The sequence below is a fragment of the Gemmiger sp. An120 genome (genome assembly GCF_002160955.1).
GTDB lineage: Bacteria > Bacillota > Clostridia > Oscillospirales > Ruminococcaceae > Gemmiger_A > Gemmiger_A avium.
This window is the reverse complement of the sequence record NZ_NFLN01000038.1, coordinates 1-12,650: the sequence shown is the minus strand read 5'-3', so window position 1 is coordinate 12,650 and position 12,650 is coordinate 1. Positions and strand designations below refer to the sequence as shown.

Annotated in this window: 10 protein-coding genes; 7 read left to right on the top strand and 3 right to left on the bottom strand. The window is 53.9% G+C overall.

Annotated elements, in window-relative coordinates:
- A partial coding sequence (locus B5E65_RS15765; protein WP_143403049.1) for a SpoIID/LytB domain-containing protein occupies positions 1 to 903 on the top strand: 903 nt, incomplete at its 5' end.
- A 207-nt stretch (positions 904 to 1,110) separates the two neighbouring features.
- Positions 1,111 to 2,268, top strand: coding sequence for an LCP family protein (locus tag B5E65_RS15760; protein WP_087172716.1), 1,158 nt, complete (start codon positions 1,111 to 1,113; stop codon positions 2,266 to 2,268).
- A 136-nt stretch (positions 2,269 to 2,404) separates the two neighbouring features.
- On the opposite strand, the gene B5E65_RS15755 is transcribed toward B5E65_RS15760, so the two are convergent.
- Positions 2,405 to 3,244 (bottom strand): DegV family protein, encoded by an 840-nt coding sequence (locus B5E65_RS15755; RefSeq protein WP_158098618.1) that lies wholly within the window; start codon positions 3,242 to 3,244, stop codon positions 2,405 to 2,407.
- A 193-nt stretch (positions 3,245 to 3,437) separates the two neighbouring features.
- Here B5E65_RS15755 and B5E65_RS15750 point away from each other — a divergent pair, with 193 nt between their 5' ends.
- Positions 3,438 to 4,463 carry a DUF459 domain-containing protein gene (locus tag B5E65_RS15750; protein ID WP_087172714.1) on the top strand — a complete coding sequence of 342 codons (1,026 nt, stop codon included), beginning with the start codon at positions 3,438 to 3,440 and terminating at the stop codon, positions 4,461 to 4,463.
- Between the two features lie 61 nt (positions 4,464 to 4,524).
- A complete protein-coding gene (locus B5E65_RS15745) occupies positions 4,525 to 5,556 on the top strand; it encodes a GDSL-type esterase/lipase family protein (RefSeq protein ID WP_087172713.1) in 1,032 nt (343 codons plus the stop codon).
- 49 nt (positions 5,557 to 5,605) lie between these two features.
- Here B5E65_RS15745 and B5E65_RS15740 read toward each other — a convergent pair whose 3' ends face one another.
- The gene (locus B5E65_RS15740) at positions 5,606 to 6,052 is read right to left on the bottom strand and encodes a GNAT family N-acetyltransferase (RefSeq protein WP_087172712.1); all 447 of its coding nucleotides are present in this window, start codon (positions 6,050 to 6,052) and stop codon (positions 5,606 to 5,608) included.
- Between the two features lie 121 nt (positions 6,053 to 6,173).
- On the bottom strand, positions 6,174 to 7,745 hold the full coding sequence (locus B5E65_RS15735) for a recombinase family protein (protein WP_087172711.1): 1,572 nt from the start codon (positions 7,743 to 7,745) through the stop codon (positions 6,174 to 6,176).
- 189 nt (positions 7,746 to 7,934) lie between these two features.
- On the opposite strand from B5E65_RS15735, the gene B5E65_RS15730 reads away from it, so the two are divergent.
- The 3 genes from B5E65_RS15730 to B5E65_RS15720 all read left to right on the top strand — a co-directional run bounded on the left by B5E65_RS15730 (position 7,935) and on the right by B5E65_RS15720 (position 12,575).
- Positions 7,935 to 8,150: a helix-turn-helix domain-containing protein gene (locus B5E65_RS15730; protein ID WP_007037445.1), complete on the top strand. Its 216-nt coding sequence runs from the start codon at positions 7,935 to 7,937 to the stop codon at positions 8,148 to 8,150.
- A 78-nt stretch (positions 8,151 to 8,228) separates the two neighbouring features.
- Complete coding sequence (locus B5E65_RS15725) at positions 8,229 to 10,994, top strand: type I restriction endonuclease subunit R (RefSeq protein WP_087172710.1); 2,766 nt, start codon at positions 8,229 to 8,231, stop codon at positions 10,992 to 10,994.
- 12 nt (positions 10,995 to 11,006) lie between these two features.
- Positions 11,007 to 12,575, top strand: a complete 1,569-nt coding sequence (locus B5E65_RS15720) for a type I restriction-modification system subunit M (RefSeq protein WP_087172709.1) — start codon at positions 11,007 to 11,009, stop codon at positions 12,573 to 12,575.
- Positions 12,576 to 12,650 lie beyond the last annotated feature (75 nt).

The following is a 12,650-nucleotide window of genomic DNA, read 5'->3' as shown; positions in this document are numbered from 1 at the left end:
GTGATCACCCCGGCCCCCACCGCTGTGCCCACCGATCCGGGTGACGGCAGTTCCGGCGGTTCGGAGGGCGGCGAGACCACCCCGGCCCCCACCGCGCCGCCCACAACCTCCTCCACCATCAACGTGACCATGAACGGCACCCCCCAGACCATGGATCTGACCGAGTGCCTGGCCATGATCGTGATGAATGAGGTGGGCTCCTCCGCCCCGGCCGAGGCCCAGAAGGCCCAGGCCATCGCGGCCCACAGCTGGATTCTGAGCCAGGGCACCGCCTATCCCTCGGTGGCGGGCCGCACCCCCACCGATTCGGTGCGGGCCAATGTGGCCGAGGTGGCCCACATTGTGGTGGCCTACGGCAACACCGTGGCCTTTACCCCCTATCACGCCAGCTGCGCCGGCGGCACCACCGCCAGTGTGGACGTGTGGGGCGGCGTGCGCAACTACCTGGTTGAGGTGGAAAGCCCCTACGATGCCTCTACCGCCACCAACTGGGAGACCACCGAGGTTTACTCCAGCGCCACCGTGGCCGCCCGGGCCAAGGAGAAGCTGGGCATCGACCTGACCGGCGACCCCTCCACCTGGCTGGAGGTCACCAGCACCACCACCTACGGCTATGTCAAGGGGGTGCGGATCGGCTCGGTCACCAAGAGCGGCACCTACCTGCAAAGCACCCTGCTGGGCGGCCAGACCGATATCTGGGGCCGCAAGCGCACCATGCGCAGCCCAGCCTTTACCGTCCAGTACGACGCTTCCCAGGATGCCTTTATCTTTACGGTGCGGGGCTATGGCCACGGCGTGGGCATGAGCCAGTGGGGCGCCATCGGCTACGCCCGGGCAGGCTGGAACTACAGCCAGATCCTGGCCCACTACTATCCGGGCACTACCCTGGTAACTGTTGGTTGATTTTGAGAAATATTACAAAATAGTTACAGACGTTTTGTTACAAAGGGCGAAATTCGGGCAAAACTCTCCCAATTTCGTAAAATTCGTGTATAATAAAAGCTGCCCGAGGCCGGGCTCGGGATTTTCCGGGCCCGGCCCGCTTTTGTCTTGTACACAGATACCGGCCGGGGCCCTGCGGCCCGCCGGGGAAAGCGAGGAGACAGAACTTTGGAACAGAACAAAAAGACACGGCGGCGCTGGCCGCTGATCCTGGCTTGTGTGCTGCTGGCCGTGGTGCTGGTGGTGGCGGGCGTGGCGGTATATATGTACAGCCAGATCTCCGCCATCTTTGACACCGCTGAGGTAGGCAGTCTGAGCCAGACCCAGGACCCGGACATCGAGGCCAATGGCGAGCGGTTCTATAATCTGCTGGTGTTCGGCATCGACTACGACGCGGACGACTCCGGCCGCACCTACGCCGAGGGCAAGGGCATGACCGACGTGATCCTGTACGTACAGATCGACCGGGATACCCGCAAGGTCAACGTGCTGCAGATCCCCCGGGACACCTGGTACGGCGACACCATGGTGGGGGATATTACCGGCTATTACTGCAAGATCAACGAGGTATACGCCAACGGCCCCGACCAGGATCACCTGGTCAATAACCTGGCCAATGAAATCTACGAATTGTATAAGCTTCCGATTGACAACTATGTGTATATCGAGATGGACGCCTTCAAAACCATGATCGACGTGATGGGCGGCATCGAGATGTACGTGCCCTGGGATATCGTCTACATTGATAAGGACACCAAGGAAGAGGTACTGGCGGTGCCCCAGGGGCGGCACAAGGTCAGCGGCGATGCAGCCGAGCTGATCCTGCGCAACCGCAACTACACCCAGAGCGACTACAAGCGGCTGGAGACACAGCAGTACTTCTATGCGGCGGTGCTGGACTACTTCCTGAACGAGTGCACCCTGGCAGGCTACTACGAGACCTGCCGGTCCATCGCCCCTTACCTGAAGACCGACCTGGACATCACCGAGATCTGGGGCCTGTACGCTACCATGATGCAGGTGGAGCCGGAGGACGTGTATGTGGTGCGCAGCCCGGGCGGCCCGCTCACCATCGACCCGCCCCGGGAGAGCTATCCCGAGACCAGCGTTTACTACACCGACCGGGACGCCATGGCCGAGCTGCTCAACGAGCATTTCCGCGATCCGGAGATGCCGGTGGATGCGGAACTGCTGGGCCTGCCCACCGGGTACGACTGGCCCCTGGGCAAAAACATTGACCCGGGCCGTACCCTGGGCGATGTGGACGACGCCATCCAGGAAGCCGAAAGCGAGCAGAACGCTGCTTCTTCCGACAGCGCCGCCTGATACACCGGACAAAACGGGGACGCGCCCACAAAGGGCGTGTCCCCGTTTTCATGCTCACAGCCTGTATACAGCAAAAACCGCCCCGCCGGGTTGAAATATCCCGGCGGGGCGGTTTCGTATATACAATGTGCGCGGATCAATAGCCCACGATCAGGCCCTGCCGTTCCGCATAGAAGCTGGTCAGGCCGCCGGTGGGCAGGATCTCCACCCGGGCGCCGGGCCACTTGTTGTGGATGCCGTTGGCCAGCAGATGGGCCGCCGTCTCGTTGAAGCAATGGCTGATCACCACCGGGCCCGATCCGTCGTAGCCGCTGCGGTCGATGCTTTCCAGAATGTAGGCCAGCATCCGGGTCTCGCCCCGGGTCTTGTGCAGCAGTTCGATCTTGCCCGCGTCGCTGGCACGGCCCACAGCCCGCATGTTCATGGCACCGGCCATAAAGCCCACCAGACGGCTCATCCGCCCGTTCTTGACCAGGTTGTCAAAGTTGGCCAGGGCAAACAGCAGGCCGCGCTGCTGGTTGTAGATCTCCAGTTCGGCACACACCTGCTCAAAGGGCAGGCCGGCTTCGATCAGTTCCCGGGCTTTCCAGATATCCAGCACCATCTGCCCGCCGGTGGACAGGGTGTCCAGCACGTAGATCTTCTTTTCCGGATGGCTCTCCAGCACCATTTCCTTGGCTACCAGGGCACTGTTGTAGGTGCCGGACAGCCCGCTGGTGATGGTCAGGGCAATCACCTGATCCGCCTGCAGATACTTTTCCGCCCATTCTTCCGGGCTGGGGCAGGCGGTGGTGGCGGGCCCGTTGTAGTTGCCCATGGCGGACATCATGACAGCGGTGTCCAACGCGGCATTGTCCACAAACTCCCGCTCGCCCACCCGGATTTTCAGCGGTACGGTATCAAAGCTCAGGTCCGGGCCAAGGCCCTCCAGATGGCGCAGCTCACAGCTGGAATCGGCAACGATTTTCCAGGTCATGACGATAGCTCCTTTTACGTGGTATTGAATACTATGTTTATTATAGGCGGCTGGTCCGGCCGCGTCAAGTGCCGGGCGTGTTGTGATTGTGAACATTTGGTAACTTCTTTATTTCGCCCCTTTTTTGGTTGGCAAACCGGGCCGGGCGTGGTACAATAAAACACAAAGCGCCCGGGAAAGGGGGACCCCGCAAATGGACGAATATCAACGTGTACGCCGCCGCCACCGGCAGCGGCAGGCCCGCCGGCGTCTGCGCCGCACTCTGGCGCTGCTCTGCGCCGCTGTGGTCATTCTGACCCTGTCCGCGGGGATCACCGCCCTGCTCAACTGGATCGTGCCCCCCGAGGGGCAGACCGCCGACAGCAGCGCCCCCGTTTCCGACGGCAACGTGGCGCTGGCGCCGCTGCCCAACACCGGCACCGGCCTTGTGCAGAACACCAGCTTTTCCTCCATCGGCCCGGTGCAGCAGGAAAGCTGGAACCTGGTGCAGCTGGACGCCGACCGGATCGCCCAGCCGGAGACCGGCCTGGTCAAGCCGGAATACTTCCAGAACGTGGTCATGCTGGGCGACAGTGTCACCGCCGGTTTCTACACCTATTCCACCTCCATTAAAGGGGTGGCCACCATCTGCGGCTACCGCAGCATCCATCCCAGCGATATCGTGAACCGCACCACCCTCACAAGGGAGGACGGCGTGCAGGAGATCGCGCTGGACGCGGTGGCGGCCGCCGATCCCAAGGCCGTCTATGTGCTGCTGGGCACCAACTCCCTGGTCAGTGCCGACGAAAAGAAAGAGGAATCCTTCCTGGCCTACTACGAGCGGATGATCCAGATGTTCAAGGAGGTCGTGCCGGACGCGGAACTGTATATCCAGTCCATCACCCCGGTGCGGCCGGAGGTATCCACCCTGAACAACGAGCAGATCCGCCGGGTGAACGAGAAGCTGGCCCAGCTGGCCCTGGCGCAGGGCTGCCACTACCTGGACCTGCACGATTGCCTGGCCGATGAAAACGGCGATCTGAGCGCCGATCTGGCCGCCGAGGACGGCATCCATCTGAACGGCACCGGCTACAAACAGTGGGTGGATTATATCAGCCGCCATGTGGCCTATTCCGCCGATCTGCCGTTTTTGTACGGCAGCCCCTACGCAACCAAAACCACAACCACCGCTGCCGCTGACACCAGCGCCGACAGCGCCGCGCCGGAAGGGGAAGCCTGATCCCGTTCCGCGCCTGATTTTCGCGGGCGATGCGCCCGCCCAGTGAGGAGGTGTGCCCTTTATGGCAACCTATCAGGAATTTCGACAGAAGACCCGGCGCCGTGCCCGTCAGCGGCGGCTGCGCCGGTTTATGGTGCTGCTGATCGGCGCTGTGCTGATTGCCGCCGCCATCTGGGGGGCCCTGCGCCTGAGCGGGAAACTTCCCCTGGGGGACGAGCCCGCCTCGGTGCCGCCGGTTTCGGATCCCGGCCAGAGCCAGCTCGCCGAGCCCACCGCCACCCCCGCCGTGAGCCACGACTACAGCCAGGCGGGCAGCGAGCAGCCCGCCATGCAGGACACGGTCAGCGCCGGGGATCTGAGCTGGAACACCCAGACCCGGGTGGCTGCCCCGACCCTGAACATGACCGTCACCTCGCCCTACGGGCCGATGATCGCCCTGCCCGCCCAGCCGATGATCGATATCAGCTACTTTGATACTGTCACCTTTATCGGCGACAGCATCACCGAGGGCCTGCACAGCTACCAGACCTCGGTGTTCGGGCATTCCACCATTCTGGGTATCCGCAGCATGGGCCCGGATGCGGTGGTCAATGGTTCCACCGTGAAAAACCGGGTCACCGGCGAGGAACTGGTGGTGCTGGACGCGGTACAGGCCAGCGCCCCGGATGCGGTGTATATCCTGCTGGGCACCAACTCTCTGGTAAACGCCAACGAACAGAAAGAGCAGTCCTTCCTGGCCTACTACGCCAAGATGATCGACATGCTGCGGGAGCGTCTGCTGCCCGGAGTCAAGATCTATATCCAGTCCATCCCGCCGGTGGATCCCTCCAAGACCACCAAGCTGAGCAACGAACAGGTGGAACGGGTGAACAACGAGCTGGCCCGCATCGCGGTGGAGAAGGAGTGCTACCTCATCGACCTGGACGAGGTCTTTGCCGACGAGAACGGCAACATGAAGGCCGACTATGTGCAGGCGGACGGCATCCACATCAAGAAGCCCGCCTACGAGGCCTGGATCGACTATCTGGCCCGCCACGTGGCCTACCAGCGCCGCAACGTCTACAAGGAACCCAACCCCCTGTATATTGCCTGAAAACAAAACCTGGCCGGGTGCGAAGCGTCTGCCTCGCACCCGGCCGTTTTCAATTTGTGTCCAGGCGGAACTCCTGTTCGTACAGATCGTCTCCGTGCCGCACGATCTGCCCGGTGACGCGGAATCCCCGCCGCTCGTACAGCCGCCGCGCGCCCTGGTTGGTGTTCAGCACCCACAGGGTGGGCGCCCCGCTGCATTGCCCGATGGCAAACTCCAGCAGGCGGCTGCCGTAGCCTTTGTTCTGTTCGGCGGGCAGCACGTAGAGGTTTTCAATGCAGCTGCCGCGCACCGTCACGATGCCCACCGGCTTGCCGTCGGTGAGCATGTACAGCGCCGCCCCGCCGGCGATGGCCGCTTCCAGATAGGCTTTCTGCCGTTGGGGTGTGTGCTGTGCCAGAAACGCCGGCGAACACAGCCCCCGGTGGGAGTCCCGCCAGCTTTCCGCGTGGATGGCCGCCGCCTGCATCAGTTGTGCCGCTGTTACCGGCTGAATCATGGATACCGCCCCTTTCCCTTTACGTGGCTGGTTTCCATGGTAGCACAAACCGGCACAAAAAACCACCCGGGATTAGGGGCGGTGACGTAAGAAAACATTTATGTGAGAGAATCGGCGTAGTTTAGGCTACGCCGGTTTTCTTTTCTTTTTGGGCTGCTTGGGATTGCTCCCTTGCTTCCTCAAAATCAAATGCACCAATGAAGTTATAGACGATTTCAATTTCTCTGACCTTAATGCGCGGCTCGTTCTCGTCCGGCGTGTAAACCTCGGAGATATAAATTTTCTCCACAAACTCCCGGAGAACAGAGGCGTCAAGCTGCTGCATATCGGTGTACTTCCTGACCGCTGCAATAAACTGTCTGACGTTGACTTTCTGCTTTTCCTGTTCCTTTACTTCCTGCCGAAGATGTTCGACAAGGTTTGTAAGGTTGGTCTGTTCCAGCTCATAGTCACGGGACAGTTTAATGAAACGCTCGTCGGAGAGCTTGCCGGAAATGTTATCCTCATACAGTCGCTTGATGATAACATCCAGCTCGGCAATCCGCTTTTGCGATTGCGTCAGGGTATCTTTCTTTTGCGCCAGCTCCTTGTCCCGTTCCCGCAGGCTTTGATCCGCTGCCCGCTGCACAAAGTCATCCTCATACTGTGTCACATACTGAATGGCTTCACGCAGGTTCCGCAGTACGATTTCTTCAAGAACAACGCGCCGGATCGAATGGGTCGTACATAAGGTGCGGTCTTTGCGATAGGTAGAACAGATGTAATATTCCTGTTCTGGCTTGAAGTGATTGGCCCGGCACAGATACATCTTTCCGCCGCAATCTGCACAATACAGCAGGCCGGAGAACATTCCCATGTCGCCCATCTTAGTGGGACGGCGGCGGCCCTGTCGGATTTTCTGGACGATCAGAAACACGCTTTCCTCAATGATAGGTTCCTGTGTGTTCTCGAAGATCACCCATTCCGATGGGTCGTTCCACAGCTTTTTCTTGCTCTTGAACGATTGTTTGGTGGTTTTGAAGTTTACCGTATGGCCCAAATAGTCAAGGCGCTCCAAAATCCGTGAAACCGTTTCATTCGTCCACTTGTAAGGATTGGCCGTTGGTTTGTTCGCTACCGGCAAGCCTTTTTCATAGGCGTAGGCAGTAGGGTTCAACACCTTGTTTTTTTGCAGCCATTTTGCAATCTGCGTCGGCCCCATACCGTCCATGCACAGTGCAAAAATCTTTTGGACAACGGCGGCAGCTTCTTCATCCACGATCCATTGTTTTTTATCCTCCGGGTCTTTCTTGTACCCATAAGGCGGGATAGTGGTGAGGTGTTCGCCGGAGCGTCCTTTGGATTGCCATGTTGCCCGGATTTTCTTGCTGGTGTCCTTGGCGTACATTTCATTGAATACGTTGCGGATGGCGGTAAACTCGCTGTCCCCGCGCACACTGTCCACACCGTCATTGACGGCAATAAAGTGGACGCCGTACTCTGGAAACAGCATTTCCGTGTACATCCCGACTTGCAGATAGTTACGCCCGAATCGGCTCATATCCTTAACGACAACGCGCTTGATCTTGCCCGCCTTGATGTCGGCAAGCATCCGCTGGAATCCGGGACGGTTGAAGTTGGTTCCCGAATATCCGTCGTCCTCGTCGTAGTGGCGGATGGCGGTATAGCCATGATCCCGGCAATACTTTTCCAAAATCCGCTTCTGGAAAGTGATTTGTCAAGGGTGTTTTCTCCACGATATATCACCCTATATCAAAAAGCCAAATAAACATGCCAAAATATCGCTCAATATTACATCGTTCGCAAACATAATAATTGAGAAACCGACAAATTTCTGCTATACTTACTTTTATAACTGATTTTATTTGGATGGAGGATTTTTATGAAAGTCAGCTATAAGAAACTTTGGAAGCTATTGATAGACAAAGATATGAAAAAAAGAGATTTAGAAAGATGTGCTGGAATTAGTCATTATACCATCAACAAATTAAATCATGGTGAAAATGTTACAACCGATATTCTTGGGAAGATTTGCAAGGCATTAGGGTGTACAATGAACGATATTATGGAATTTATTGATGACGATTCTGCACAGTAAAAGCCTATTTTGTAAAAGCATCTCAAATTTTCAATATCTGATTATTCAAAAATATCCTCAAGTATAGGAGATGAAGATATGGCATACCAAAGCGAAGCAGCCCTTGAGCAACAGTTCATAGACCAGCTCAATAAGCAAGGCTATACCAGCGTCTCTATACCAGACTATGACGCACTGGTAGAAAACTTCAAAGCTCAATTTGAAACCTTTAATTCATCGAAGCTTGACCGCCCCTTGACCGACAAAGAATGGGAGCGTGTAATGAATATCATGCTCGGAAAATCTGTTTTCCAGAGCGCAAAGATCCTTCGAGATAAGTTCGTGTTGGAGCGTGAGGACGGGACGAAGGTGTACCTCTCTTTCTTCGATGCCGACCACACAAAGAACATTTTTCAGGCGACAAATCAGACAACTGTTGTCGGCAAGTATGTCAATCGCTATGATGTGACAATACTCGTCAATGGTCTTCCGCTTATTCAAGTGGAATTGAAACGGCGTGGCATTGACATCCGAGAAGCTGTCAATCAAGTGATGCGCTACAAAAAGCATTCCTACAATGGATTGTACCACTTTATCCAACTTTTTGTAGTGTCCAATGGTGTAGATACAAAGTATTTTGCCAACTCTGACAGAGATATGCTTCATAGCCTCGCCTTCTTCTGGACGGACTTCAATAATGTGCGTATTACCAACTTGAAAGAGTTCTCCATCTCCTTCCTTGCAAGGGATCACATCATAAAGATGCTGACGAGATATACCATCCTTAACGACACGGATAAACTGCTCATGGTGATGCGTCCTTATCAGGTATATGCGGTGGAAGCCCTTGTCCGGCAAGCTACACTTACTAACCGCAATGCCTACGTATGGCATACAACCGGCGCAGGAAAGACACTGACTTCCTTTAAGACGGCACAGATTCTCGCAGCCAATCCCAACATTAAAAAGGTCATCTTCCTCGTTGACCGAAAGGACTTAGACTCTCAAACAACAGAAGAGTTCAACAAGTTCGAGAACGGCTCTGTTGATGCAACTGATCGTACCGATGTCCTTGTAAAACAGATGCAGGATAAAAACCGACAGCTTATCGTTACTACGATGCAGAAAATGGCAAATGCGGTTAAGCGGCCTCAGTATTCAAAGATCATGGACACCTACAAAAATGAAAAGGTTGTCTTCATTATTGATGAGTGTCACCGTAGTCAGTTTGGGGATATGCATAAGGACATCGTTCGGCACTTCCAAAAGGCGCAATTTTTTGGTTTTACCGGCACACCCCGTTTTGAGGTGAACGGAAAGACTGAGGGGAAAATTACGCAGACAACGGAAATGCTGTTCGGAGAATGCGTACATAATTATCTCATCAAGGACGCTATATTCGACAACAATGTTCTCGGCTTCCATATCGAGTACATTAAAACAATGGAAGGTGATTTTGACTGGGACGATCCCACAATGGCGGATGCGATTGATGTAGGCGAACTCTACATGTCCGAGGAACGGATGTCGCTGATCGCAAACCATATCGTTCAGAATCACAAGGCAAAGACGAGAAACGGTCAGTACACAGCCATCTTTGCTGTCTCTTCGATTGAAGCTCTGATTAAATACTACGACATCTTCAAGAAGATCAAACATGACCTGAATATTAGCGGTATCTTCTCTTATGGGCAGAATGAAGAGGCTGAGGGTAAAGATGAACATAGTCGGGATGCCCTGGAACGGATCATCAAGGACTATAACGAGAAGTACAGCACAAACTTCTCGACAGATACATTTGCTGCATACCATAAAGATATTTCCGACCGTGTGAAGGGCAAGAAAACAAAGCCCCTTGACATCCTTCTGGTTGTAAATATGTTCCTGACCGGCTTCGACAGCAAGCAGTTGTCCGTTCTCTATGTAGACAAGGACTTGAAATACCACGATTTGCTCCAAGCCTATTCCAGAACAAACCGTGTGGAAAAAGAGACCAAGCCCTTCGGTATTATCATCTGCTATCGAAACTTGAAGAAGAGAACGGATGATGCTCTTACGCTCTTCTCAAAGAGCCACGACACATCGGGCATTGTCGTTCCCGAATATCCCTACTTTGTAGAGAAATTCAATGAGATGGTTACTCGGTTGAAGCAACTTGCGCAGACACCGGCTGACATCGACACTATGCAGAGTGAGGATGACCAGAAACTTTTCATTGAGACCTTCCGTGAGCTTACGAAGTATCTCCAATCTCTGCAAACTTTCATTGAGTTCAGCTTTGACCAGGACTCACTTATCATGACAGAGCAGGAATATCAGGACTATAAGAGTAAATACCTGATGCTCTATGCAAAGCACAAGAAAGATCGAGAAGTTGTCTCTGTCCTGAACGATGTGGACTTCTGCATCGAGCTAATGGAGAGCGACAGGATTAATGTTGCCTATATCATGAACCTCATCCGTAACATCCACTTTGATGATGCTAAACAGAAGGACTATGATATTAAGCACATCAAGGAAGAACTGGGACGAACCGATAATCCGCAGTTGCTTCGCAAGGTTGAGATCCTGCAAGCCTTCTTAGACCGTGTTGTTGTTGGCCTTGAGAGTGCAGACGAAATCGACGCTGCTTACAACGACTTTGAGAATGAGGCAAAGCGTGAGGAAATCGTTGCCTTTGCGCAAACAGAGGAAATCGACCCCGCTATGCTTACTGACTTCATCTCGGAATACGAGTTCTCCGGTACAATGGATGCGGGTAACATCCGTGACCGTATCGAAAAACCGATGCCGCTGTTGAAAAAACGTTCCTTAGTCAATAGGATTGTAGACTTTATCCGGCAGCATACCGAAAAATATCAATAAGGAGAATGTGAAATGGACAACAGTATTCAGGCTCACCAGAAGGAGCTTTGTAACAAACTTTGGGCAATGGCAAACGCTCTCCGGGGCAATATGGAAGCCTACGAGTTTAAGAACTACATCTTAGGCATGATTTTCTACTACTACCTTTCGGATCGCACCGAGAAGTACATGACTAATCTGCTGAAAGATGATAATATCAGCTATGAGGATGCTTGGACTGATGAGGAATATAAGACCGCAGTTGTAGAGGAAGCTCTTCGTGACTTAGGATTTATCATTGAGCCACAATTTCTGTTCCGCAAGATGGTCAAAATGGTTGAAAATCGTTCTTTTGATATTGAATTTTTACAGAAAGCGATTAACTCCCTGATGGAATCTACTCTTGGCAACGATTCGCAGGAGGATTTTGACGGACTGTTCTCCGATATGCAGCTCGATTCTACTAAGTTGGGGCACACAGTTAAGGATAGAAGTGCTGTTATGGCAAAAATCATTGCCTCTTTGGATGAGATCAACTTTAGTGTGGAAGACACGAAGATTGATGTCCTTGGCAATGCCTATGAGTATCTGATTGGGCAGTTCGCAGCAACAGCCGGTAAAAAGGCTGGCGAGTTCTATACTCCTTCAGGGCCTGCTGAACTGCTGTGCCGTTTGGCTTGCCTTGGGCTGACTGATGTTAAGGATGCAGCCGACCCCACTTGTGGCTCTGGCTCTCTTCTGCTTCGCCTCAAGAGCTATGCTAATGTCCGTAACTACTATGGTCAGGAGTTAACTTCCACGACCTACAACCTCGCCCGAATGAACATGATTCTCCGTGGCATTCCTTACCGGAATTTCAATATCTACAACGGAGACACCTTGGAGCATGACTACTTTGGTGACATGAAATTCCGTGTTCAGGTTGCAAATCCCCCGTATTCTGCTAAGTGGTCTGGCGATCTGAGCTTTATGGAAGACCCCCGTTTTAATGAGTACGGCAAGCTTGCCCCGAAGAGCAAGGCTGACTTCGCTTTTGTTCAGCACATGGTACATCACATGGATGAGGACGGACGAGCTGTTGTGCTGTTGCCTCACGGTGTTCTGTTCCGTGGTGCTGCAGAAGAAGTGATCCGCAAACACCTTATCCAGAAGTTGAATGTTCTGGACGCTGTGATCGGTCTTCCGGCCAACCTTTTCTTCGGCACAGGCATTCCGGTATGTGTTCTTGTCCTCAAGAGAGAGCGAAATGACAATGCCAACAACATTCTGTTCATTGATGCTTCTGGCGATTTTGAAGCCGGTAAAAACCAAAATATTCTCCGTGAGTGCGACATTGACAAGATTGTTGAGACTTACGAGCGTCGTGAGGATGTGGACAAGTATGCCCATGTTGCCACGATGCAGGAAATTGCAGAGAACGGCTTCAACCTTAATATCCCCCGGTACGTTGATACCTTCGAGCCGGAGGAAGAGATTGATCTGAACCAAGTAGCTGCGGAAATCCGCCAGCTCCAGAACGAAATTAAGGGCATTGATGCAGAATTGAAACCGTTTTTTGACGAGCTGGGACTTGATTTCCCGTTCGAAGTGGAGGGCGAATAATTATGGCAAATGTATCCTCAAGTAACGGTCTCGAAAAGCGTCCGAAACTCCGCTTCCCTGGCTTTGATGAGCCGT

What these genes read in the sequence shown, in the direction of transcription:
- B5E65_RS15730 (WP_007037445.1), top strand. Translation starts at nt 7,935, where the DNA reads ATGAAAGTCAGCTATAAGAAACTTTGGAAGCTATTGATAGACAAAGAT.
- B5E65_RS15750 (WP_087172714.1), top strand. Translation starts at nt 3,438, where the DNA reads ATGGACGAATATCAACGTGTACGCCGCCGCCACCGGCAGCGGCAGGCC.
- B5E65_RS15725 (WP_087172710.1), top strand. Translation starts at nt 8,229, where the DNA reads ATGGCATACCAAAGCGAAGCAGCCCTTGAGCAACAGTTCATAGACCAG.
- B5E65_RS15755 (WP_158098618.1), bottom strand. Translation starts at nt 3,244, where the DNA reads ATGACCTGGAAAATCGTTGCCGATTCCAGCTGTGAGCTGCGCCATCTG.
- B5E65_RS15720 (WP_087172709.1), top strand. Translation starts at nt 11,007, where the DNA reads ATGGACAACAGTATTCAGGCTCACCAGAAGGAGCTTTGTAACAAACTT.
- B5E65_RS15745 (WP_087172713.1), top strand. Translation starts at nt 4,525, where the DNA reads ATGGCAACCTATCAGGAATTTCGACAGAAGACCCGGCGCCGTGCCCGT.
- B5E65_RS15740 (WP_087172712.1), bottom strand. Translation starts at nt 6,052, where the DNA reads ATGATTCAGCCGGTAACAGCGGCACAACTGATGCAGGCGGCGGCCATC.